We start from the raw sequence: 21,990 nt of genomic DNA on the forward strand, positions 1-21,990 counted from the left end.
GAGAGGAGCCGGTCGAGGTGGCCAAGGGCGGGGTACGGGTCGAGGGGAACGCACTGCTGCTGGGCGAGGGGGCGCAGGTCCGGTTCATGCGGACGCTGCGGCTGCCGGAGACCGGGACGCACAATCTGCCCCCGGGGCTGGGGGAGTTTCCGCTGCGGCGGGTGGAGGACTATCCGGACACGGTTCCGGCGGACTGGCTCGCCAAGGGCGGGGTGATGCTCCCCGTGTACCTGCGCGAGGCGATGTGGCTCAGCTTCGGCGGTACCCGGGAGCCCACCGCCCTCCAGGTCGGGGTCGGCAAGGTGTGCGCCGTCTCCGGCGAGCGGTGGACGGGCGCGCTCGGGCGCCGCCCGCAGAACTACCTCGTGCTGCCGCGCCAGCCGTGGCTGGACGGGATCAACTCGGGCACGGGTACGGTCCGCCAGTTCGTCGCCGTCCCGCTGGGACTCGGCGCCACCGTGGAGGGCCAGGTCACCGGCGAGGAGACCGCGGGCGGCGTGCAGCTCCAGGCCTTCCCGCTCGGCGCGAAGGCGCTGGAGCGCTGGCGGGAGGAGGAGCGGGCGCGCACGGCCGGGACCGGCCGGACCCGCGGCGTTCCGTACGGGAGCCTGCCGCCGGGCGGCCTCGCGGGCGGCGGCTACGGAGCGCCCCCGGGGATGCCGATGGCGATGCCGGCGCCGATGGCGGCCCCGGCACCGGGCGGGCCTCCCGGGGCGCCGGCGGCCCCGGCCGCGGCCGGGGGTCCGCTGCGGCGGTCGGGCGGCGGGCCGGCCCCGCAGGCGGCGCCGGCGATGGGGCTCGGCGTCGGCGGCTCCATGCGCCAGGAGGTGTACCGCGACGACCGCAAGGCGAAGGACTGGGCGGCCGAGCCGGCCGCGCGGGTCTTCGTCCACCTGGTGACCCCGCCCGCGTGGCGCAGGATCACCGGGGAGGAGCCGCCGACCTCGCCGGTGGACCGGGCCGCCTACACGAAGGCCGGGCTGCCGTGGTTCGACTACTACGATGAGGACGCCGCCGACCTCGCCCCCTCCGACACCCTCGGCCAGGTACAACCGGTGGGCGAATGGCTCGGCGCCGACGAGGCTGCGTGGGCGCAGCCCGCCCCCGGCCAGGTGGCACCCCTGGGGAACGGGCCCCGGCCGGGCAAGCCGGTACAGGACGGCGACTGGTAGCCGCCTGGGACCCACCTGGGCCCCGCCTGAACCTCCGCCGATCTCGCTCCGCCCCGGGACTGGCCGGGAACGTACGGTCGTTCGAGCCCCGGGGCGGGACCCGTGACAGCATGGGAGGGCAACACACGGTGGTCGGAGGGGGAGTTCGGTGAGCGGAGTACGCAAGGGCCTGGCCAAGGTGGAGATCGCGCTGCGGTGGGATCCCAGCCCGGCGGGAGCGCCCGTCCATGACCTCGACCTGCTGGCCGCGGTGTACGCCACCGCGGACCCGTACGGGGAGCCCGTCCACCTGGTGCACTTCGGCAGCCGTTCACCGGACGGCACCATCACGCTGAACCGGGACAGCAGGACCGGGCTGGGGCTGGGCTTCGACGAGGTGATGACCCTCGAACTGAACCGGATCGCGGAGGAGTTGATCCGGGTCGTGGTGGGGGTGGTCATCCAGCGGCCGGGCGGCGGCCCGGCGCTGACCTTCACCGACGTCGCGGGAAAGGGACTGCGCATCCGGGAGGGCTACACCGATCTCGCCGTGGACGACCTCTCGGGCTTCGGCGCGGCGAGCGCGGTCACGGTGGCCGAGTTCACCCGGGACGCCGCGGGGGTCTGGTCGGTGGATCCGGCCCTGCGGGGCTTCGACGCCGACCCCGAGGAGTTCGCGCGGGCGATGGGCGCGGCCCGGAGCTGAGCCGGCCGCACGGGCCGGAGCCCGTCCGGCCGGGCGGTCCGCCCGGGCGCTCAGGCTGATCGCCGCACGGACCGGTCGGCGGCCACTCCGCGAGGGAGTGCCCGCCGTCCGGTCCGGGGGCTGCGCTGCCACCGTCCCCACGAGGCAGCGCGAGCGGGTCGCCGCCCGGTCATCGGGGACGGCGGCCCGCTGGTTCAGGGGGCCTGGCTGCGGGGGGCCCGTACCGCTTCCGGCGGGGCCGTGCCCAGCACCGGCAGCAGGCAGGCGTCGACGAACCGTACGAGGTACTCGGCGTCGGCGTAGCGCCCCTCCAGCACGGGCCGGATGCGCAGCACGCCCATCAGCTGCGCGGGCAGGAACTCCACGGCCGGGTGCCCGGGGGCGAGCTCGCCCCGCGCCACGGCCCGCGCCACGATCGAGTCGAACGCCGCCAGCTCCGGCTCCACCAGAGCCTCGCGCAGGGCCGCCTTCAGCTCCTCGTCGCTCAGCACCGCGTGCCCGAGGGCCTGCATCAGCCGGGTGTCGCGCCCCGAGGTGCAGGCGGCGAGCCGAGCCGCCTCGCGCAGGTCGCCCGCCAGGTTTCCGGTGTCCACCGCCGCCAGGGTTCCGCGCCGGTCCGCACGCAGGGCGGCGGCGACGAGCTGCGGTTTGGTCTTCCACTGCCGGTAGAGCGTGGACTTCCCACAGGTGGCCCGGGCGGCGATCTTCTCCATGGTCAGTGCCTCGTAGCCGTCCTCGCGCAGCTGGTCCAGGACGGCGTCGTAGAGCTGCTGCTCCCGCTCCGGTGTGATTTTGGAGCGGCGCGCGGGGGCCGGGGCGGCTTCCGGCGTCGGCGACGTCATGGGGCGGCTCTCCTCGCTTCTGCGTGGCACTGGGACCTGACGCACCGGCGATATTTCGTTCGCGCGGCGGCGGCCTCTAGTGAAAGTCTACGGGAACGCGAGCGTTTCGGTACACACTCGTATCGATACGAGAATGTATCGATACACTGGTGTGTCGATTGTGAGCCGTGTAGCTGTGTACAGGAAGCGAGACCGGGGGATGACCGCCCACACCACACCCGTCGGAGCCGGTACCGGGCCGGGCGCCCGCCGCCGCCTCATACGCGAGCTCCTGCTCGTCGTGGGTCTCTTCGCCGTGTACAAGTGCGGCCGTACGCTGGCCACCGGTCGCACGGACGAGGCCTTCCGCAACGCCGCCCGGGTCTGGGACGCCGAGCGCGCCCTGCACCTGCCCGGCGAAGGTCTGGTCCAGCGCGCGCTCCTGCACAGCGACGCCCTCGTGCACACCGCGAACACCTACTACGCGGCCGTGCACTTTCCCGCCACGGTGCTCTTTCTCGTCTGGCTCTACCTACGCCGCCCCGCGCACTACCTCTGGACCCGCCGGGTCCTGGCCGTCCTGACCGGCGCGGCCCTCGTCCTCCACCTGGCCTTCCCCCTCGCACCCCCGCGGCTGCTGGGCGCGGCCGACCTGATCGACACCGGCCAGGTCTACGGACCGACCGTCTACGGGGCCGCGCCCGCCGCCGACACCGTGGCCAATCAATTCGCCGCGATGCCCTCCCTGCACTTCGGCTGGGCGCTGATGCTGGCCCTGGGCATGATCGCCGCGACCTCCTCGCGATGGCGCGCCCTGTGGCTGCTGCACCCGCTGGTGACCCTGCTCGTGATCGTCGGCACGGCCAACCACTACTGGCTCGACTCCCTCGTCGCCGCGCTGCTCCTCGGGGCCGCCCTGCTGCTGGTCCCGCGCCCGGTCGGGCGTTCGCTGATCGCCCGGCGGAGCGTGCCGGGCCAGCGTGCGGTGCCGGTGCCGGTGCCGGTGCCGGTGCCGGCGGGCGCGGCGGCCGTGGAGCCAATGGAGCCCGTAGGAGCGGTCCGGTGAACTCCACGCTCCTCGCCGTCCTGCTCTGCCTCGCCGCGGCCGTCACCTACGCGGCCGCCGCCGTCGCCCAGGAACGCCTCGCCCGCCGAGCGGTCGCCCGCAGCACCGCGGCGCTGCTCGGCAGCGGCGCCTGGTGGTGGTCGGCGGGCCTGAACGCCGCGGCCGCGCTCCTGCACGCCGCCGCCCTGCGGTACGGGCCGCTCACCCTGGTCCAGCCGCTCGGCGCGCTCACCCTCGTCGCCGCCGTACCGCTGGGCGCGCGCGGCGCCGGTCGGCGGGTCGTGGCCAGCGAGTGGCGCGGCACCCTGGCCACCGTCGTCGGCCTCGGGCTGCTCCTGCTGCCCGCCTCCGGCCCGTCCCCCGACGAGACCCTGACCCTGGCCGAGGCGCTCGCCGTCTCAGGGGCCACGGCCGCGGTGATCATGCTGCTGACCGCGCGGAGCGACACCCGCTCGGGGCTGCGCCACGCGACGGCGTCCGGGCTGGCCTCCGCGGCCGCCTCCGCCCTGACCCAGACCGTCGCCGTGGCGGGCGGCCGCGGCGGGTCCCTGCTCAGCTTCCGGGTCGTCTCGGTGGCGCTGCTCGTGGTGGTCTTCGCGGTCGGCGGGATGCTCCTGTCCCAGCGGGCCTACCGGGGCGGCCTCGGCGCCCCGCTCGCGGTGGTCAACCTGACCAACCCGCTGGCCGCGGCCGCGATCGGGATGATCCTGCTCGGCGAACGCATCCAAGGAGGAGCGGTCGGCGTCCTGTTGGCCGTGGCGGGAGCGCTCGCGGCGGCCCGGGGCGTGCTGTTGCTCACACGCGCCCCGCAGCAGTCGGCGGCCGTTCCGGCTCAGGCTGCGCCCCCGTCCGCGCCTCAGTCCGCGCCTCAGTCCGCGCCTCAGTCCGCGCCTCAGTCAGCGCCGATGGCCGGTGTGGCAGCATGATCCGCATGGCTGCCGATGACGGTTCGTTCCTCTCGCTCCGCTCCAAGGGCTCGATCCTCTCCATCGGTTCGGTGGGGTCGATCCTCTCCATCGGATCGGTCGGGAGCGTGCTGTCGGTCGGTTCGATCGGCTCGGCCCTGTCGGCCGCCTCGGTGGGATCCGTGCTGAGCGCGGGCTCGTTCGCCTCCGCCCAGTCGGCGCTGTCGGTGCTGTCCTGGCGCTCCCGCGGTGGATTCCTGGCGGCGGGAGGGGTCGGAGTCGCGGGAGCCGCGGTGCTGGGCTTGGTGGCGGTGGCCGTCCTCGGACCCGCCCCCGGGTCCCGGCGGCGCGCCTGAGAACCGTTTCACCTGTTCACGCGTCTCTCCCTGTGAGACCTGAACGGACGTCGCGCGCACTACGGGGCGCGCACATCGAAGCGGAGTGAACGGGCATGGGCATCATCGGCTGGATCATCCTCGGACTGCTGGCGGGCGGGATCGCCAAGGTCCTGCTGCCCGGCCGTGACCCGGGCGGCCTGATCGGCACCACCCTCATCGGCATCGCCGGTGCCTTCACCGGCGGCTGGCTCTCGGCGAAGTTCCTGGACCGGTCGATCCAGAACGACTTCTTCGACCTCGCGACCTGGGGCTCCGCCATCGCGGGCTCCCTGGTCCTCCTCGTCGCCTACCGCCTCATCTTCGGCAACTCCCGCAACTGACCGGCGGGCCGGCGGGCCGGGTCAGACCTCCATGCGGGCCGACGTGCCGGTACGCCGGGCCACGTCGGTCTCCCGCACGCACCCGTGATGTCCACGCCCCGGTACGGGTACACCGGCGTCGGTGGCGGCGCCTACGATGACCGGCCATGGACAGCAGTGAGGCCGGCAGACGGTTGATCGACGGGCGCTTCGAACTCGCGCGGCCCCTCGGCAGTGGCGGAATGGGGACGGTGTGGCGCGCCCGCGACATCGCACTGGACCGGGAGGTCGCCCTCAAGGAGGTGCGGCCGCCGGACCCGGCGACCGCCGCCGCGCAGCCCGGGCTCGTCGTCCAACTGCGCGAACGCGCCGTCCGCGAGGCCCGGGCCCTCGCCCGGCTCGCCCACCCGAACGTGGTCACCATCCACCACATCGTGGAGCCCGAGCCCGGCTCCGACGGCCATCCGTGGATCGTGATGGAGCTGGTCCGGGGCGGCTCCCTCGCCGACCGGCTGGAGGGCGGGCCGATGCCGGTGGCGGACGTGCTGCGCCTCGGGATCGACCTGCTCTCCGCGCTGCGGGCCGCGCACGCGGAGGGGGTGCTGCACCGTGACGTGAAACCGGCCAACGTGCTCCTGCGGCCGAGCGGCTCCGCGGTGCTCACCGACTTCGGGATCGCCGCCCTGCACGGCGCGACCGGGCTGACCTCGACCGGAGCGCTGATCGGTTCGCCGGAGTACATAGCGCCCGAGCGGGCGCGCGGCGCGGAGGGGCTGGCCGCCTCCGACCTGTGGTCGCTGGGGATGCTGCTGTACGTGGCCGCGGAGGGGGTGCACCCGCTGCGCCGGGCCACCAGCCTGGCCACCGTGGTCGCGGTGCTCGACGAGCCGATCCCCGCGCCGGTCCGCTCCGGCCCGCTGGGCCCCGTACTGGAACGGCTGCTGGTACGGGACCTGGCCGTGCGGCCCGACGCAGAGGAACTGGAAGCGCTGCTCCGCGGTGCGAGCAGTGCTCTCGGCGGCGCCGCCCCGGTGGTACCGCCCGCCGCCCTCGGGAGCTTCGGGCCGGCGACCCCGGCCGCCGGTCTCGCCATGGGCCCCGGGCCGACCCCTGCGGCGGCGCACACCCAGCCGCCGGCGCCGTTCGTTCCGGGTGCGGGCAACCCGTACGCGTTCACCGTCCCCGTGGCCTTCCCGCCGCCGCCCGCGCCGCGCAGGCGCCGCCGGCCCGCCCTGCTCGCCGGACTCCTCGCGGTGGTCCTGGCCGCCGGGGTCGTAGGCCTCGTCAACTGGCTGCCCGACGGGAACACGGGCGGCGACGCGGGCAAGAGCGGCGACACCAAGTCCTCGGGCACCCCGTCCGCTTCCGGACCCGCCTCCACCGCCCGGGGCACCGCCGTGGCCCTGCCCCCCAGCCCCACTCCGAAGGCGAGCACGCCGAAGCCGGTCACCCCGCCCAAGGGCAGCCTGATCGACCCGGCCAACATCCGTACCGCCGTCGAGGCGTTCAAGCAGCAGGCGGGCACCACCACCTTCGTCGACATGAAGGTCTACGACGAGTACGTGCTCGCCGCCATCCCCACCGCGCCCGGAGCCAGGACGGTCGACTCCTGGCAGTACCGCGGCGGCGTCGCCAAACGCACCGGTCCGTCCGGCACGGTGAAGCCCGGCGAGCCGCTCATGGACATGGCGGCGCTCGACTGGGACGCCCTGCCTGCCCTGATGGCCGAATCGACGAAGGAGCTCGGCGTCGACAACCCGAGCTTCCGCTACCTCAACGTCTCGCCCTGGATGAACGCCCCCGCGATCCGCCCCTACATGAGCGACGAGTACCAGCAGGGCGGCTACGTCCTCGCCGGCACCGACTTCAAGATCAAGAAGGTCTACCGGAGCTGACGGCCGGAGGAGCGGGCGAGCACCGTCAGCCCGTTCAGCCCGTGCCGTCCGGGCCGCCCGTGCACAATTGGATAGCTGTGCTCTCCAAAGAAAGGTCCACGGGATGCGGCTGGCGGAGTTGAGCGAGCGCAGTGGCGTCTCCACGGCGACCATCAAGTACTACCTGCGCGAAGGACTGTTGGCGCCGGGGGAGCGGGTCAGCGCGACGACCGCCGACTACGACGACGGGCACGTGCGGCGGCTGCGGCTGGTCCGCGCGCTGATCCAGGTCGGCGGGATTCCGGTGGCCAAGGCCCGGGAAGTGCTCGCGCACGTGGACGACGAGTCCCTGGGCCGCACGATCCGGATCGGCGCGGCGCTCTGGGCGCTGCCGCAGGGGCCCGAGCCGGAAGGCGGGGATCCGGCGGTGGTCGCCGCTCGGCGCGAGGTGGACCGGCTGCTGGAGATGCTGGGCTGGTCGACGGCCCGGGAAGTGGGGGAACTGTCTCCCGTCCACCGCTCGCTCGTATCGGCGGTCTCCACCCTCATCGGGCTCGGCTATCCGTGGGATGCCGAACTGATGGCCCCGTACGCCGAATTGATGTACCAGGCGGCCGTGCACGACCTCGACTTCATGGAGTCGTACCCCTCCGAGGAGGAGAAGGTCGAGACGGCGGTGGCCGCGGTCGTCCTCGTCCAGCCGGTACTGAAGGCCCTGCACCGGCTGGCGCAGGAGGAGGAGTCGGCGCGGCGGTACGGACTGGAGTGAGCGGCTTGCCGCGGACGGGCTCAGTACGGGCCGTTGACGTTGTCGATCGAACCGTAGCGGGCCGCCGCGTAATTGCAGGCGGCCGTGATGTTGGCGACCGGGTCGTAGGAGTCCAGCGAAGTGCCGGGTACGTGATAGGCCTTGAAGGTCGGGTCGATGACCTGGAGGAGCCCCTTGGAGGGGATGCCGGCCGCCGCGTTGGAGTCCCAGTTGTTGATGGCCATCGGATTCCCCGAGGATTCGCGCATGACGTTGCGGTGAATTCCTTCGTAGCTTCCGGGAATTCCGTGCCGGGCCAGGACGTCGAGCGACTCCCGGATCCAGCCGTCGAGGTTGTTCGCGTAGCCGGTGGTGGCCTTGACGGCCTGGGCCGCGGCCGGCGCGGCGGCCGGCGCGCCGACCGTGGTGAGGTTCAGCTTCAGGCCCGGGCGGATGGCCGAGGGGTCGGCGCCGACGATGCCCTTGTTGGCCTCGTAGAGCTTCTGCCAGCCGCCGCCGATGGAGTGCTCGGCCGCGATCTTGCTCAGGGTGTCGCCGCTGACCACGGAGTACGTCGTGGGGGCGATGGTCGCCTCGGCCGCTCCGGCCGTGGTCGCGCTGATCAGCGGGAGGGCCAGCGCCGCACTGCCCGTACCGGCGAGGGCCAGCTTGCGGGTGAGTGCGTGGTGCTGCTTCGGCCGGCGGTGCTTTCCCTGTGCGGGCATGGCGGAATTCCTCACGTGGGGGGTACGGAAGAGCCCTGGCGGAGGCCGGATTCGGCAGCTGACCACCGGGAGTGAGGTGACCGTAGGCGAGTGCTGCGGGCCGGAACAAGACACGAATTCGACCGGGAGATCAACTTCCCGCATTCGGCCCCGTGGATGACCTTGAAAAGAGGTCGGGGAATTCCTGAATATCCAACCGGGAAAAGGGAATGGCCCCGCGCGGGGAAATGATGTTGACGCCGTCGGCGTGACTCACATCACGGATCGGCGGGCGGCAGCCCAATCCGGGCAAGTCGCCCGTCGGCGGGGCCGATTCGGGCGACCCGCCCGTTGGCGGCGAATCGCCCATCCGGGGATATTCAGCCCTCGTGCGTGATCGTGCCGTCCTCGTCCAACGCGGGGTGGATCCTGGTCGGCCCCTCCCCGTTCTCCTCCTCGTCGGACGGCCGCGGGCCCTCCGGCCCGTCCGGTCCGATCCGCACCAGCCGGCGCATCCGGACGACCAGCAGCTCCCGGCCGTCGTCGAGGCGCACCGCGTTCGCGTTCCCGGCGGCCCGGAACTCCGCCGCCGCCCGCTCGTACCCCGCCCGCCGGGCCTCCGGCAGCTCGGCCCCCCGCATCTCGTGGGTGGCGGGCCAGAGCCAGGTCAGGATGTGCACCAGCGCCCTGCGGGCCGCGTGCGGGCTCGGCAGTACCGCGGACGCGGGCTCCCAGCCCGCCGCGGTGCGCTCCAGTACCCGGTAGGCGGTCGGCAGCAGCACGGTCCCGGCGTGTGTCCGGAGCGCGCGCCGCGAGTCGGCCCGTACCTCGGCCGGGTAGCGCGGGCTGCGGTAGTGCAGGCCCATCAGCGCGAGCCGCTCGGAGGCCTCCATGACGCTCGCCGCCGCGATGTGGTCGATCACGAAGCCCGTGTCGACCTCCGGCTCCCGGGACCCCAGCTCCCAGTCGCGCACGGCCGGCTCCGGATCGGTGGGCCGGGGCGGCTCCGGCCCGTCCCCGTTCGTGTAGACGATCTCCTCGCACCGCACCACGCGGTAGCGGGTGCCGGCCGCGGTGACCTCGTCGACCGCCGCCGTCTCCAGCCGGGCCACGGCGGCCAGGAGCTCCCGGCGGACCGCCCGCTCGTCCGTGTCGTCCTTGGCCCGGAACCACAGGGTGGAGTTCAGCCGGTCCCGGGCGTCCTGCGGGAAACCGCACGCGACCGGGGTCGACACCTCCCACCGGTGCCCGCCCCCCACCTGCTGGGAGGCGATCCCGAAGAGCGGTCCCCGGATGATGTAGTGCCCGTACCGCTGTGCGGCGTCGGAGGCGTCGGCCTCCTGCGCGGCGGCCACCGGATGCTCCGCGTGCTCGACGTTCATGTAGAGGTGCTCGCGCCCGGGGGGAACCTCGCTGCTCATGGTGAGCATTCTGGGCGCAGCCCCGGATGGTTCGCCCGACCATCGGCAACTCGGCACCGAGCGAACGGGGTTGTGGTAGCCGACCGGATCCTCAGCTGCTCAGCTGCTCAGCCGGGAGGCGGGGCTGGGCAGTTGCGCCAGTTCCCGCAGCGCCGCCGTGACCGCTTCCGGGCTCGCGGGCAGCAGGGGGAGGCGTACGTCGGGGGTGGGGATACGGCCCTGCGCGTACAGCACACCCTTGATCACCGACGGGTTGGGCTCGGCGAAGAGGGTCGCGGAGAGCCGGGCCAGCGCGTGGCCCAGGGTGCGCGCCCGGTCCGTTTCGCCCGCCTGCCAGGCGGCCGCGAGTTCGGTGAACCGGGCCGTCGCGAGATGGGCCGAGGCGAGGACCCCGCCCGCCGCACCGAGCGCGAGGAGGGGCGACAGGAAGGTGTCGTCGCCCGCCAACACCGCGAAACCGTCCGGCAGATCACCGAGCAGTGCCACCGCCTCCCCGTCGAGCGAGCCGACCGCGTACTTCACCGCGGCCACCCCGGGAAGCGCCCCGACCTCCCGCAGCAGGGCGGCGTCCAGCGGCTTTCCGGTGCGGTACGGGACGTGATAGACGATCAGCGGTACGGGGCTCACCCGCGCCAGCCGCTCGAAGTGCGCCAGCACCCCGGCGGCGGAGGGCCGTACGAACGCGGGCACGGTCACCAGCGCGGCCCGCGCCTCGGGCCACCGCTTCAGCCGGGCGAGCGACTCCGCGGCGGCCCGGGTGCCGCTCGCCCCGGCGCCCACGGTCAGCGCCGCCCCGCGCTCCCGGCAGACCCGGGCGCAGACGTCGGTGACGAGGTCGCGCTCGGCCTCGTCGAGGGCGGCCGGCTCGCCGGTGGTGCCCAGCGCCACGATTCCGGTGGCTCCCGCGTCGAGCACCTCGTGCGCGAGCGCCTCCAGGGCCTCGGCGGCGACCTCGCCGGCGGCGGTGAAGGGCGTGATCAGCGGTACGTGGATGCCGTGCGGGGCGTACGGGCGGTGTGCGGCGGGGGAGGGCGCGGCTGCGCTCGCTGTCTGGGTCATGGGACGAGCCTGGCCCGCTCCGAGCATCGAATCCAGTTCGCGTTTCTTACCTGAACCGTAAGCTGATCCGATGCTTGACGTACGACGCCTGCGCCTCCTGCGCGAACTCGCCCGCCGGGGGACCATCGCCGCGGTGGCCGAGGCACTCTCCTTCAGCCCTTCGGCGGTGTCCCAACAGCTCTCGGTCCTCGAACGCGAGGCCGGTCTGCCCCTGCTGGAGCGCACCGGGCGCCGGGTCAGGCTCACGCCCGCCGGCCAGAACCTGGTCCGGCACGCCGACGCCGTACTGGAACTGCTGGAACGGGCCGACGCCGAGCTCGCGGAGGCGCGCGGCGGGCTGGCCGGCGCCCTGCGGATCGGCTCCTTCCCCACCGCGACCCGGGCCATCGTCCCCGCGGCCCTGGCCGAACTGGCCCGCCGCCACCCGGGACTGGAGCCGATGGTGTCCGAAACCGACCCGGCGGTGGTCGCCCACGCACTGCGGGCCGGGGACCTGGACGTGGCCCTGATCCACGCGTACGACTTCGTCCCCGCGCCGCAGGAGCCGGGGCTCGCCACGGATCCGCTCTACCGCGAGGCGATGTACCTGGCGACGCCGCCGGAGTGGGCCCCGACGGCGCCGGCACCCGGGGATCCGGGGGACGCGGCGGGTGGGTCCGGTGTACCCGGCCCGGGCGGAGCCGGGCAGCGCGCGTTGCTCCGTACGCATGCCGACGCGCCCTGGATCATCGCCACGCCCGGCACGCTCTGCCACGCCATGACCGTGCGGGCCTGCGAGGACGCCGGGTTCATGCCGAGGATCCGCCATCAGGTGGACGAGTTCGCCACCGTGCTCGCCCTGGTCGCGGCCGGCCAGGGGGTGGCCGTGGTGCCGCAGCTCGGGATCACCGGACACGCGGATCCGGCCGTCGCGCTCACCCGCCTCGCCATGGAGCGCCGTACCAACGTGGCCTTCCGCAGCGGCGCCGCCGCCCACCCCGCCGTGGCCGCCTTCGGCGCGGTCCTGCGGGCGGCGCTGCCGCCCGAACTCTCCCGACAGCAGCTCTAGGGGGCGTCACCGCACCGGGGCGCGGGGCAACTCCCGCACGCCGGGCAGCGCGTGTACGTTGGCGGGACCGGCGGAGCCCTCGCGGCGCCTCCGGTGCAGTCGACGGAACAGTGATCGAGATCGGGGTAGCACGTGACGCATCGCGTACGAGGGGTCATCGCCCGGAGCAAGGGCGCACCGGTGGAGACCACGACGATCCTCGTGCCCGACCCGGGCCCCGGCGAGGCGCTCGTACGGGTCCAGGCCTGCGGGGTCTGCCACACCGACCTGCACTACCGGGAGGGCGGGATCAACGACGAGTACCCCTTCCTGCTCGGCCACGAGGCGGCCGGGGTCGTCGAATCGGTCGGCCCGGACGTCACCTCCGTGGCGCCCGGCGACTTCGTCGTCCTCAACTGGCGCGCGGTGTGCGGGAGCTGCCGGGCCTGCAAGCGCGGCCGCCCCTGGTACTGCTTCGCCACGCACAACGCGACCCAGCCCATGACGCTGGAGGACGGCACCCCGCTCTCCCCGGCGCTCGGCATCGGAGCCTTCGCCGAGAAGACGCTGGTCGCCGCCGGCCAGTGCACCAAGGTGGACCCGGCCGCCTCGCCGGCCGCCGCCGGGCTGCTCGGCTGCGGGGTGATGGCCGGCCTGGGCGCCGCCCTGAACACGGGCAACGTCGGGCGCGGTGACTCCGTGGCCGTCATCGGCTGCGGGGGAGTGGGCAACGCCGCCGTCGCCGGGGCCAAGCTGGCCGGAGCCTCTCGCATCATCGCCGTGGACCTGGACGACCGGAAGCTGGAGTGGGCGCGGGGACTCGGCGCCACGCACACCGTCAACGGCGGCTCCGAGGACGTGGTCAAGGCGATCCAGGAGCTGACCGGCGGCAACGGCGCGGACGTGGTCATCGAGGCCGTCGGCCGCCCCGAGACGTACAAGCAGGCCTTCTACGCACGCGACCTGGCCGGCACGGTCGTACTGGTCGGGGTCCCGACGCCGGAGATGCGGCTCGAACTCCCGCTGCTGGACGTCTTCGGGCGCGGCGGTGCCCTGAAGTCCTCCTGGTACGGGGACTGCCTGCCGGAGCGGGACTTCCCGCTCCTCATCGACCTCTACCTGCAAGGCCGGCTCGACCTCGACGCGTTCGTCTCCGAGCGCATCGCCCTGGACGAGGTGGAGGCGGCCTTCGCGCGCATGGAGCGTGGCGAGGTCCTCCGCTCGGTGGTCGAGTTCTGACCGACGGCGGACCTTTGACCGCCGACAGACCTTTGACCGCCGACGGATCTCTGACTGCCGAAGGACCTATGGCCATCGACGGATCTCTGACCACCGAAGCACCCATGACCACCGACGGGCCTCTGACCGCCCGCGAACCGATGGCCGACCCGGGGCAGGCCCACGCCGCCGCTCGCGCCATCGCGGCGGCGGCCCTGGGACGCGATCCCGGCCCCATGGCCACCGCCGCGAGCGGTTCCCACCACGTGTACGTGGGCCCGGACGTGGTCGTGAAGCTCATCGATGCGTCCTCCCACACGCGGCTGAACAGGGAGATCGCGCTCGCACCCCACCTGCCCGCCGGCCTCACGGCCCCGCTGCTCGACAGCGGGATCCACCGGCTGGAGACGGGCGACGTCCGCTATGCCTGCTACACCCGCGTGCCGGGGAGGGCTCCCGGCATGGGCATGCCCGGCGTGGACGGGGCGACCGCGTGCGTGTTGGCCGAGGAGGCGGTCGAGCGGCTCGGCCGGCTCCACGCCTGGGCGCCCGAGGGCCGGGCCGACCGGACGCTGAGGGAAACCCTCGACCACGGAGGGTTCACCGGTCGGGCCGCGTTCTTCGCCGAGATCGAGGGCCTCGCCGATCGCGACCGGCACGGAACCGTACCGTCCCGCCTGCTCGACGGACTGCGGGCGATCGCGCGGGACGCGCCGCCGCACGCCCGTGCGGTCGTCCCGGTCCACGCGGACTGCCACTGGGACAACTGGCTCGCGCACGGCCGGAGCGTGACGGCCCTGCTGGACTTCGAATGGGCCCGCTTCGGGGATCCGGTCGACGACTGGTTCTTCCTGATCCGGTTCAGCGGCCCGCACATGGAGGCCGTCCTCGACGTCGTCGCCCGTGCGACGGGGACCTCTCCCGACACCCTCCGGGCAGGCTGCGAGGTCCGCGAAGCGACCCACCTCGCAGCCGATCTCCGCGTGGCACTGGAACGCCCCGATGTCCACGCGCGCATGGCCGCGGACAGGCTCCGCTCGCTGGAGGAGCTCATCGTCGGGCGCCACTGGTGGCGCCACGCCCGCTGAAGCCGGCCGTCACGGCGTGCGGGCGGTGGGCCGCGGGGGGCCCGGAGTCCGGTACGGGCGGGGCCTCGGGGCCCCGCCCCAGGCCGGGGCCCTCGCGTAAGCTCGGGCGGGCCCGTCGTCCCGGTTCGTCATCACCCACCGGCCCCGGGACGGCTGCCGCGCACACCACCGCACCGCGCCGACCCCTGGGACCTCCCGTGACCCCCGTGAACCCCGTTCCCTCCGAGATCGCGGCCGCCGCCGGCTACCGCCAGCCCGGTGTCGTCCTCACCGACCACCACTTCAGCGTCCCCCTCGACCACGCCCGCCCCGACGGCGAGCGGATCGACCTGTACGCGCGCGAACTGGTCGCCACCGGCAAGGATCCGCAGTCGCTGCCCTGGCTGCTCTACCTGGAGGGCGGACCCGGCTTCGGCGCCCGCCGGTTCATCGGCCGACAGGCCTGGCTCGAGCGGGCCCTCACCGAGTTCCGGGTGCTCCTGCTCGACCAGCGCGGAACCGGCCGCTCCACCCCCGTCAACCGGCAGACCCTGCCGCTGCGCGGCGGCCCCGCGCAGCAGGCCGAGTACCTGGCCCACTTCCGGGCCGACTCCATCGTGCGCGACGCCGAGACCATCCGCCCGCTCCTCACCGGCGGCGCGCCCTGGACGGTCCTCGGCCAGAGCTTCGGCGGCTTCTGCGTCACCCACTACCTGGGCGCCGCCCCCGAGGGGCTGTCCGCCGCCCTCATCACCGGCGGGCTGCCCTCCCTGGACGCCACCGCCGCCGAGGTGTACGAAGCCGCGTACCCCCGTGTCGAGCGCAAGAACCGGGCGCACTACGACCGCTACCCCATGGACGTGGAGCGGGCCCGCCGCATCGCCGCCCACCTCGTCGAGCGTCCGGCCGAACTCCCCGGCGGGTACCTGCTGACGGCCGAGGCCTTCCAGTCCCTCGGTCTGCTCCTCGGCGTCTCCGACGGCAGCCACCAACTGCACTACCTGCTGGAGGACGCCTTCGTCCCCACTCCGGACGGGCCCGCCCTCTCCGACGCCTTCGTGGAGGCCGTGCACGGCCAGCTCTCCTTCGCCGGGCACCCCCTCTACGCTCTGATCCACGAGGCGATCTACGCCCAGGACCCGGGCGCTCCCATCGGCTGGGCCGCCGAGCGGGTCCGCTCCGGCCACCCGCGGTTCGACGCCGCGAAGACCCTCGCGGGCGTGGAGCCGCTGTACTTCACCGGCGAGACCATCCACCCCTGGCACTTCGACTGCGACCCGGCGCTCGCCCCGCTGCGCGAGACCGCCGAGCTGTTGCTGGCCCGCACCGGCTGGACCCCGCTGTACGACCCGGCGCGACTCGCCGTCAACGAGGTGCCGGTGGCCGCGGCCGTCTACCACGACGACATGTACGTGGACACCGCGCACTCCCTGGCCACCGCCCGGGCGATCCGCGGCCTGAAGACCTGGGTGACGGACGAGTTCGAGCACGACGGGGTACGTGCCTCGGGCCCGCGCGTCCTGGACCGGCTGCTGGCGCTCGTACGCGACGAGGCCTGAGCTCCCCCCTGAAACCAGGGGAGTTACGGGACCGGGATGCCCGTGCGGAGGAAGAACAGGCCGATGAGGCGCCCGCCTTCGTTGACGGTGACGCGGAACTCTCCGGTCCCGTTCTCCATGTGCAGGGGCACGTTCACCACGGACCCGTGGACGGACGTGACCTGCCGGGGGTCCCCGTGCGACCGGTAGGGCCCGTACTGCTCCTGGTAGTCCTTCCAGGACTGTGCGAGCGCCTCGGGAGACGCTTGGTGGCGGAGCGTCTCGTCGAAGCGGGCCGAGACGGCGGCGAAGTCGCCCCGCACCACCTCGTCGAGGGCGTCGAGTGCGAGCCGCTCGTCATCGGCCTGCCCCGGAAGGGCCGTCACAGCCGGGGCAGTGACCTCCGCGGGGGCGCGGACCTGGGCCGCCGCGGGCAGGGCGCCGTTCGCCAGCAGCAGGACGCCGGAGGCCAGTACGGCCGCGGGCAGGAGCCGAACGAAGCGGACGAGCCGCCGCTTCGGGCCACGCGCGAGGTGCTTGTCTGACAGCGGGAGCATGGCTTCCTCCTCGGGAACGCCATCTTTCATGCTAGGGCGCCCCCCGAGCGGTCGCACCTCGGCCGCGGGCGGTGGTGAGGGTGCTCAACGACCCGGGCCGGGCGGCTCCACGAAGGCCCGGGTCAGGTGGGCGGTGGCCAGCAGCGCGCCGCGCCGGACGGCCAGGGACAGGAGCTCCTCCCGCGAGGCGCGGGCGGCGGCCCGGTCGCGTTCGTGAGAGTACGGGACCGCCGGATCGGCCAGCTGCACGGCGTGGACCAGTACGTCCCCGGTGACCAGCACGTCCCGGCCCCGGCCCCCGCCGCCGGGCCCGGCCGTTCCCTCCACCAGCACCGACTGGTGGCCGGGCGTGTGCCCGGGTGTCGGCAGCAGGGTGATGCCGGGAGCCGGCCGGTACTCCCCGGTCACCTCGTGCAGCCGTCCGGCGGCCCGCAGCGGGCCGACCGTCCATTCCCACACGGGATCCGCCCGGTCCAGGGCCGCCACTTCCGCGCTCTGTACGAGGTACCGCGCATCGGGGAAGAACGGCCGCCCGGCCTCGTCCTGAGTCCAGCCGGTGTGGTCCTCGTGCAGGTGCGTCAGGACCACCGACTCCACATCGGCCGGGGCGATCCCGGCCTCCGCGAGCGCGGCGGGCAGCCGGCCCGGGACCGGGGCCCAGCCGGCCGCCGGGCCCCGGGCCGGGCCGACCCCCGCGTCGATCAGCACCCAGCGGCCGCCCGGCCGGGACACGGCGAAGCACCGGAAGTCCAGCCGCCAGGAACCTCCGGGCCCGGCCGCGCCCGGATCCAGCAGCGCGGCGCCTTCCCAGGCCGCGGCGCCCGCCCCCGGGAACGCGGTGGCCGCGGGCTCGAAGAACGACCCGCTGGCGTCGAGCAGGGCCACCACCTGCCCCTGAGTGTCCATGCGCCTATTGTGCGACGTATGAACCAACGACTGGACGGGCCCCCGCCCTTGGAGCCCATGCCCACCGACTGGCAGCGTGCGCTGGCCGTCGTGGCGCACCCGGATGACCTGGAGTACGGCTGTGCCGCGGCCATCGCCGACTGGACGGACGGCGGCCGCGAGGTCGTCTACCTGCTCGCCACGCGCGGCGAGGCCGGCATCGACACCATCGACCCCGCCGCGTGCGCCCCGCTGCGCGAGGCGGAGCAGCGCGCGAGCGCGGCCGTCGTCGGGGTGCCCACGGTGGAGTTCCTCGACCACCGCGACGGCGTCCTCGAGTACGGCCTGGAGCTGCGCCGGGACATCGCGGCCGCCATCCGGCGCCACCGCCCCGAGCTGGTGATCACGATGAACCACCGCGACACCTGGGGCGGGGCCGAGGGCGGCGGCTACTGGAACACTCCCGACCACAAGGCGGTCGGCCGGGCCACCCTGGACGCGGCGGGCGACGCGGGCAACCGCTGGATCTTCCCCGAACTCCTCACGGAACAGGGCCTGGAGCCGTGGAACGGGGTGCGCTGGGTGGCGGTGTCAGGCACCACGACGCCCACGCACGCGGCCGACGCGGGCCCCGGGATGGAGCGTTCGGTGAAGTCCCTGATGGAACACAAGGCGTACATCGCGGCGCTGACGCAAGAGGACCCGGAGACGTACGTACGCTCCTTCCTGACGGGCTACGCCCAGCAGGCGGCGGCCCGGTTCGGGGGCCGTCCGGCGGTGCCGTTCGAGGTCTTCCCGCGCTGAGCGGACCGCCCTAAGGTGTCCGCGTGATCGACACCCTGAGCACGGAAATCGCGGAGGGTGAGGAACGCATCCGTCTGCACGTCGCGGACGGGATCGCCGAACTCACCCTCTGCCGGCCGGAGAAGCTCAACGGCTGGAGCTGGGAGTCCACGCGCCAGCTCGGCCTGCTGGCGGACCGGATCCGCTTCGACCCCGCCGTGCGCGTGGTCCTGCTGCGGGCCGAGGGCCGGGCCTTCTGCGCGGGCATCGACGTGACGGCCCCGGGCGGGGCGATCAACGGGGCCTCGGCGGCCGAACGCAACCGCAACTACTACGAGGGCATCCGCTGGGTGCACGAACGCTTCGCGGTCCTGGCCCGGCTGCCGCAGCCCGTCGTGGCCGCGGTGCAGGGCTACTGCCTGGGCTTCGGCTTCGAGCTGGCCCTGATGGCCGACATCCGGGTTGCGGCCGAGGACGCCCTCTTCGCCCTGCCCGAAGCCCAGTTGGGCGTGGCGGTGGACGCGGGCGGCGACCTGCGCATCGCCCGCGAGGCGGGCGCAGGCTGGGCCAAGTTCCTGGCGCTGACCGGCCGCCGCATCGACGCCCGGACGGCGGAGCGCCTGAACCTCGTCCAACAGGTCGTGCCGACCGGAGAGTTGGAGAAGGTCGCCCGCGCGCTCGCGGCGGAGATCGCGGCCAACGCCCCGCTCGCCGTCCAGGGCATCAAGCGCGCGATCGACTCCTACGCGGACGCCGCCCTGCCCGCGGCCCTCGACCGCGTGGCGATGACGGCGGCCCTCACCCTCACCTCGGAGGATTCCCGCGAGGGCTACACCGCCAAGGCGCAGCGCCGGCCCCCGCACTTCACCGGAGGCTGAGGGCGGGTCACCGGAGGCCGAGCACGGGCCGTACGGAGAACGCCTCCCACGCGGACTCGCCCTCCGGGCCGTACACGAACTCGGCCATCGCCGGGTTGCGGTTCGCCGTGGCCAGCGTCAGCCAGGCCCAGAGGTCCCCGTACCCACCGCACACGGACTCGCCGCCGTCCCCGCCGTGCACGGCGCCCGGGTCGCCGCTGATCTCGGCGGCGTAGGAGTCGTAGGCGATGCGCAGCCCGAAGGCGTTGGGCTCGCACCGCGGCCCGCCCGCGCCGCCGCCGTAGGACGGTTCGCCGATCGGGCAGGTGTCGCCCCACCGGAAGAGGGTGCGCGCCCCGGCCCCGCAGGCGTGCTCCCACTCGTCGGCGCCGGGCAACCGCAGCCCGCGCCCCGCGAGTACGGCGGGCATGTCGGCGGGGCGTTCGGTGAGCGGCTCGTTCGCCACGGCCATGAACACCGTCGCCAGGGTGACGGTCCGGGGCGGGCTCAGCAACTCGGCCAGGTGCGCCTTGAGATCGGGGCCGTACCCGAACTCCTCGGCCAGGCTCTCCTCGAAGTCGGCGGTCTGCTCCGGGGTCGGCTCCCAGGCGTCCAGGTCGAAGCCGAGGCGGACCGTCCCCCGGGGATCAGGGCGAACTCCCGCCCGTCCCGCTCGACGAACACGCGGTGGAGGGGCGCGCCGAGGTGCGGGACGGCATCCATCAGGCTCACCCGGCCGCCCACCAGTTCGGCGGCTTCCCGGGCGAACCGGCGGACGTCCGGCAGGGTGAACGAGCGCCACCGGTCAAGGGTCGGATCAGCGTGGGACATGCGGTCCATGGTGCCCCGGACCACTGACACCCGCCCCGTGGGCGGACCCGGTCAGGACACCGTCCTCCCGGACGAGTTCGACCACGGCTTTGATCCTGCCGATGGGGGTGGAGACGGACAGGTCCCAGACGCCTCTACGGACACGCTGCTGTTCTTCCTTGCGTACGTGTGCGGTGGTGAGGGTGAGGTTCGGGGGAGGGGCGGGGCGGGAGGCGTGGTCAGAAGCCGGCGGGCACCATCGCCGCCTTCAACAGGGTGGGCAGCCCGGGGATGAACTCGTCCTGCTGCCGTTCCCCGGCCCCGCGTCGAGGTCGGGGACCTCGCCGGGTTCGCCCACGCGGCCCGAGGCGCCCGGGAGCAGGCTCAGGCCCCCGCGCCGGGGATCGAGGGCGGCGGTGGCGCGCAGCCCCAGGCCCCCGGTGCCGCTGATGCACACCTTTGCCGTCCTCGCGCTGGACCGGGTGATCCCCTTCGATCTGGCCACCCCGATCGAGGTCTTCACCCGCACCCGCCTCCCGGACGGACGCCCCGGTTACCAGATCCGGGTCTGCGCCGAGCTGCCGGAGATCGATGCCGGGGCCTTCACCCTGCGCGCCCTGGGGACTGGAAGGACTCGAAGCCGCGGACACGATCATCGTTCCAGGTACCGCCGACCCCGCGGCCCCGCTCGCCCCCGCCGTCCGGGAGGCGCTGCGCGCGGCTGCCGCGAACGGCACGCGCATCGTCTCCGTCTGCTCGGGCACCTTCCCCCTGGCCGCCACCGGGCTCCTCGACGGTCTGCGGGCCACCGCCCACTGGATCGCGGCGGACCTGCCGGCCGCCACGCACCCGGACATCGAGTTCGACCCGGACGTCCTGTACGTCGACAACGGCCAGATCCTCACCTCGGCCGGCGCTGCCGCGGGCTTGGACCTGTGCCTGCACATGATTCGGCGCGACTACGGTTCGGCCGTCGCCGTTGCCGTTGCCGTTGCCGTTGCCGTTGCCGTCGCCGTCGCCGACGCCGCCCGCCTGTCCGTCATGCCCCCGGAACGCGAGGGCGGACAAGCACAGTTCATCGTCCGCGATGACGCGCCCACCCCCCAGGGGCGACCCTGGAGCCGCTGTTGGTCGGGCTGCAGGGCAACCTGGGCTCCGATCTCTCCCTCGCCGAGATCGCCGCCCGTGCCGGAACCAGCACCCGGACCCTGATGCGCCGCTTCCGGGACCAGACCGGCACCACCCCGCTCCAGTGGCTGGCTCCACCGGGCCCGCATCCGCCGGGCCCAGCACCTTCTGGAGACCACCCGGCACTCCGTCGAACGGATCGGCGCCCAAGTCGGCTTCGGCTCGCCCACCGCCTTCCGCGACCGGTTCAAGAAGACCACCGGCGTCAGCCCGCACACCTACCGCCGCAGCTTCAGCCGACGAGTCCCGACCCGCGCCCCTCCGCCGGCCACCGGACCCCGCTACTCCTCCAGGCGCAGCAGGGCGAGGGCGCGGGCCGAGACCGCGGGGAGCGGTTCCAGGCCGCCTTCGGCGGCCCAGTGCTCGAGGGCGACGGTGACCGCGTCGATGAGTACGGCCGCCAACAGGCGGGTCTCCAGGGCGGCTTCGGGTCGGCCCGTACGGACGGCGAGGACCGGCACCAGGCGGTCCTGCATCGCGCGGGCGGCCGCCAGCCAGCGCAGGCGGATCTCCGGGACGCGGCTCATCACCTGGATGAGACGGACCGTCTGCCCGGGCTCCTCGTAGCGCGCGCCCGCCGTCGCGATGGTGAAGGCGGCCTGCGCGGCCTCGGTGAGGGACTCCGCCGCGGGGCGCAGGGCGAGCTCCTCGACCAGGGTGGCGACCCCGGCTGTGAGGACCGGGGTCAGCGCGTCCTCCTTGGTCGGGCAGTACCGGTAGAAGGTGCGCAGCGAGATGCCGGCCGCCCGCGCGATGTCGTCGACCGTCGTGGCCTCGTACCCCCGCTCCGAGAACAGTGCGGCCGCGGCCTCCGCGATCTCGTACCGCGTGGTCTCCCTGCGCCGCTCCGTCAACGACGGGCGGCGCGTACTCGCCGTGCTCACCGCAACACCTCCAGGGGTAGCCGG

Annotated in this window: 21 protein-coding genes and 2 pseudogenes; 15 read left to right on the forward strand and 8 right to left on the reverse strand. The window is 74.0% G+C overall.

Going from position 1 to position 21,990, the window contains the following annotated elements; translation table 11 throughout:
* Positions 1 to 17 precede the first annotated feature (17 nt).
* Positions 18 to 1,172: a hypothetical protein gene (locus OG247_RS38940; protein ID WP_327256678.1), complete on the forward strand. Its 1,155-nt coding sequence runs from the start codon at positions 18 to 20 to the stop codon at positions 1,170 to 1,172.
* Between the two features lie 148 nt (positions 1,173 to 1,320).
* On the forward strand, positions 1,321 to 1,857 hold the full coding sequence (locus OG247_RS38945; protein ID WP_327256679.1) for a TerD family protein: 537 nt from the start codon (positions 1,321 to 1,323) through the stop codon (positions 1,855 to 1,857).
* 194 nt (positions 1,858 to 2,051) lie between these two features.
* On the opposite strand, the gene OG247_RS38950 is transcribed toward OG247_RS38945, so the two are convergent.
* Positions 2,052 to 2,699, reverse strand: coding sequence for a TetR/AcrR family transcriptional regulator (locus tag OG247_RS38950; protein WP_327256680.1), 648 nt, complete (start codon positions 2,697 to 2,699; stop codon positions 2,052 to 2,054).
* A gap of 199 nt (positions 2,700 to 2,898) precedes the next feature.
* On the opposite strand from OG247_RS38950, the gene OG247_RS38955 reads away from it, so the two are divergent.
* From OG247_RS38955 to OG247_RS38980, 6 genes are all read left to right on the forward strand, one after another.
* A complete protein-coding gene (locus tag OG247_RS38955) occupies positions 2,899 to 3,744 on the forward strand; it encodes a phosphatase PAP2 family protein (protein ID WP_327256681.1) in 846 nt (281 codons plus the stop codon).
* Positions 3,741 to 4,670: a hypothetical protein gene (locus OG247_RS38960; RefSeq protein ID WP_327256682.1), complete on the forward strand. Its 930-nt coding sequence runs from the start codon at positions 3,741 to 3,743 to the stop codon at positions 4,668 to 4,670. Before OG247_RS38955 ends, OG247_RS38960 begins: the two co-directional genes overlap by 4 nt.
* Positions 4,671 to 4,675: 5 nt before the next feature.
* Positions 4,676 to 5,005, forward strand: coding sequence for a hypothetical protein (locus OG247_RS38965; protein ID WP_442813527.1), 330 nt, complete (start codon positions 4,676 to 4,678; stop codon positions 5,003 to 5,005).
* Between the two features lie 95 nt (positions 5,006 to 5,100).
* Positions 5,101 to 5,367, forward strand: coding sequence for a GlsB/YeaQ/YmgE family stress response membrane protein (locus OG247_RS38970; protein WP_327256684.1), 267 nt, complete (start codon positions 5,101 to 5,103; stop codon positions 5,365 to 5,367).
* A 146-nt stretch (positions 5,368 to 5,513) separates the two neighbouring features.
* Positions 5,514 to 7,241 (forward strand): serine/threonine-protein kinase, encoded by a 1,728-nt coding sequence (locus tag OG247_RS38975; protein WP_327256685.1) that lies wholly within the window; start codon positions 5,514 to 5,516, stop codon positions 7,239 to 7,241.
* Positions 7,242 to 7,344: 103 nt separating this feature from the next.
* Positions 7,345 to 7,989, forward strand: coding sequence for a MerR family transcriptional regulator (locus tag OG247_RS38980; RefSeq protein ID WP_327256686.1), 645 nt, complete (start codon positions 7,345 to 7,347; stop codon positions 7,987 to 7,989).
* A gap of 20 nt (positions 7,990 to 8,009) precedes the next feature.
* Here the strand turns inward: OG247_RS38980 and OG247_RS38985 are convergent, their stop codons facing one another.
* From OG247_RS38985 to OG247_RS38995, 3 genes are all read right to left on the reverse strand, one after another.
* Positions 8,010 to 8,693 (reverse strand): LysM peptidoglycan-binding domain-containing protein, encoded by a 684-nt coding sequence (locus tag OG247_RS38985; protein ID WP_327256687.1) that lies wholly within the window; start codon positions 8,691 to 8,693, stop codon positions 8,010 to 8,012.
* A 359-nt stretch (positions 8,694 to 9,052) separates the two neighbouring features.
* The gene (locus OG247_RS38990; protein WP_327256688.1) at positions 9,053 to 10,093 is read right to left on the reverse strand and encodes a DUF5954 family protein; all 1,041 of its coding nucleotides are present in this window, start codon (positions 10,091 to 10,093) and stop codon (positions 9,053 to 9,055) included.
* A 99-nt stretch (positions 10,094 to 10,192) separates the two neighbouring features.
* Positions 10,193 to 11,152 (reverse strand): dihydrodipicolinate synthase family protein, encoded by a 960-nt coding sequence (locus OG247_RS38995; RefSeq protein WP_327256689.1) that lies wholly within the window; start codon positions 11,150 to 11,152, stop codon positions 10,193 to 10,195.
* A gap of 70 nt (positions 11,153 to 11,222) precedes the next feature.
* Here OG247_RS38995 and OG247_RS39000 point away from each other — a divergent pair, with 70 nt between their 5' ends.
* From OG247_RS39000 to OG247_RS39015, 4 genes are all read left to right on the forward strand, one after another.
* On the forward strand, positions 11,223 to 12,200 hold the full coding sequence (locus OG247_RS39000) for a LysR substrate-binding domain-containing protein (protein ID WP_327256690.1): 978 nt from the start codon (positions 11,223 to 11,225) through the stop codon (positions 12,198 to 12,200).
* Positions 12,201 to 12,332: 132 nt separating this feature from the next.
* Positions 12,333 to 13,418, forward strand: coding sequence for an S-(hydroxymethyl)mycothiol dehydrogenase (locus OG247_RS39005; protein WP_327256691.1), 1,086 nt, complete (start codon positions 12,333 to 12,335; stop codon positions 13,416 to 13,418).
* A gap of 68 nt (positions 13,419 to 13,486) precedes the next feature.
* Positions 13,487 to 14,485 carry a phosphotransferase family protein gene (locus OG247_RS39010; protein ID WP_327256692.1) on the forward strand — a complete coding sequence of 333 codons (999 nt, stop codon included), beginning with the start codon at positions 13,487 to 13,489 and terminating at the stop codon, positions 14,483 to 14,485.
* A gap of 206 nt (positions 14,486 to 14,691) precedes the next feature.
* The gene (locus OG247_RS39015) at positions 14,692 to 16,023 is read left to right on the forward strand and encodes an alpha/beta fold hydrolase (RefSeq protein ID WP_327256693.1); all 1,332 of its coding nucleotides are present in this window, start codon (positions 14,692 to 14,694) and stop codon (positions 16,021 to 16,023) included.
* 23 nt (positions 16,024 to 16,046) lie between these two features.
* Here OG247_RS39015 and OG247_RS39020 read toward each other — a convergent pair whose 3' ends face one another.
* Entirely contained in the window at positions 16,047 to 16,559 is a 513-nt protein-coding gene (locus OG247_RS39020; RefSeq protein WP_327256694.1) for a DUF3887 domain-containing protein, read from the reverse strand.
* Between the two features lie 84 nt (positions 16,560 to 16,643).
* Positions 16,644 to 17,465, reverse strand: coding sequence for an MBL fold metallo-hydrolase (locus OG247_RS39025; protein WP_327256695.1), 822 nt, complete (start codon positions 17,463 to 17,465; stop codon positions 16,644 to 16,646).
* A gap of 18 nt (positions 17,466 to 17,483) precedes the next feature.
* Here OG247_RS39025 and OG247_RS39030 point away from each other — a divergent pair, with 18 nt between their 5' ends.
* The gene (locus OG247_RS39030; RefSeq protein ID WP_327256696.1) at positions 17,484 to 18,248 is read left to right on the forward strand and encodes a PIG-L deacetylase family protein; all 765 of its coding nucleotides are present in this window, start codon (positions 17,484 to 17,486) and stop codon (positions 18,246 to 18,248) included.
* 23 nt (positions 18,249 to 18,271) lie between these two features.
* The gene (locus tag OG247_RS39035; RefSeq protein WP_327256697.1) at positions 18,272 to 19,105 is read left to right on the forward strand and encodes an enoyl-CoA hydratase/isomerase family protein; all 834 of its coding nucleotides are present in this window, start codon (positions 18,272 to 18,274) and stop codon (positions 19,103 to 19,105) included.
* A 7-nt stretch (positions 19,106 to 19,112) separates the two neighbouring features.
* On the opposite strand, the pseudogene OG247_RS39040 reads toward OG247_RS39035, so the two are convergent.
* Positions 19,113 to 19,915 (reverse strand): annotated as a pseudogene (locus OG247_RS39040) (hypothetical protein).
* A gap of 428 nt (positions 19,916 to 20,343) precedes the next feature.
* Between OG247_RS39040 and OG247_RS39045 the strand changes: the two are divergent.
* Positions 20,344 to 21,319, forward strand: a pseudogene (locus tag OG247_RS39045) (GlxA family transcriptional regulator); the annotation flags it as partial.
* Positions 21,320 to 21,363: 44 nt separating this feature from the next.
* On the opposite strand, the gene OG247_RS39050 reads toward OG247_RS39045, so the two are convergent.
* Complete coding sequence (locus OG247_RS39050; protein ID WP_327256698.1) at positions 21,364 to 21,966, reverse strand: TetR/AcrR family transcriptional regulator; 603 nt, start codon at positions 21,964 to 21,966, stop codon at positions 21,364 to 21,366.
* Positions 21,967 to 21,990: the final 24 nt, after the last annotated feature.

It is taken from the genome of Streptomyces sp. NBC_01244 (genome assembly GCF_035987325.1).
In the GTDB taxonomy this organism is placed as follows: domain Bacteria; phylum Actinomycetota; class Actinomycetes; order Streptomycetales; family Streptomycetaceae; genus Streptomyces.

Bases quoted from the DNA above. Each gene is read 5' to 3' on its own strand.
- OG247_RS38970 (WP_327256684.1), top strand. From the start codon at position 5,101: ATGGGCATCATCGGCTGGATCATCCTCGGACTGCTGGCGGGCGGGATC.
- OG247_RS38980 (WP_327256686.1), top strand. From the start codon at position 7,345: ATGCGGCTGGCGGAGTTGAGCGAGCGCAGTGGCGTCTCCACGGCGACC.
- OG247_RS39025 (WP_327256695.1), bottom strand. From the start codon at position 17,465: ATGGACACTCAGGGGCAGGTGGTGGCCCTGCTCGACGCCAGCGGGTCG.
- OG247_RS39020 (WP_327256694.1), bottom strand. From the start codon at position 16,559: ATGCTCCCGCTGTCAGACAAGCACCTCGCGCGTGGCCCGAAGCGGCGG.
- OG247_RS38950 (WP_327256680.1), bottom strand. From the start codon at position 2,699: ATGACGTCGCCGACGCCGGAAGCCGCCCCGGCCCCCGCGCGCCGCTCC.
- OG247_RS38975 (WP_327256685.1), top strand. From the start codon at position 5,514: ATGGACAGCAGTGAGGCCGGCAGACGGTTGATCGACGGGCGCTTCGAA.
- OG247_RS39000 (WP_327256690.1), top strand. From the start codon at position 11,223: ATGCTTGACGTACGACGCCTGCGCCTCCTGCGCGAACTCGCCCGCCGG.
- OG247_RS38995 (WP_327256689.1), bottom strand. From the start codon at position 11,152: ATGACCCAGACAGCGAGCGCAGCCGCGCCCTCCCCCGCCGCACACCGC.
- OG247_RS38965 (WP_442813527.1), top strand. From the start codon at position 4,676: ATGGCTGCCGATGACGGTTCGTTCCTCTCGCTCCGCTCCAAGGGCTCG.
- OG247_RS38985 (WP_327256687.1), bottom strand. From the start codon at position 8,693: ATGCCCGCACAGGGAAAGCACCGCCGGCCGAAGCAGCACCACGCACTC.
- OG247_RS39030 (WP_327256696.1), top strand. From the start codon at position 17,484: ATGAACCAACGACTGGACGGGCCCCCGCCCTTGGAGCCCATGCCCACC.
- OG247_RS38990 (WP_327256688.1), bottom strand. From the start codon at position 10,093: ATGAGCAGCGAGGTTCCCCCCGGGCGCGAGCACCTCTACATGAACGTC.
- OG247_RS39010 (WP_327256692.1), top strand. From the start codon at position 13,487: ATGGCCATCGACGGATCTCTGACCACCGAAGCACCCATGACCACCGAC.
- OG247_RS38955 (WP_327256681.1), top strand. From the start codon at position 2,899: ATGACCGCCCACACCACACCCGTCGGAGCCGGTACCGGGCCGGGCGCC.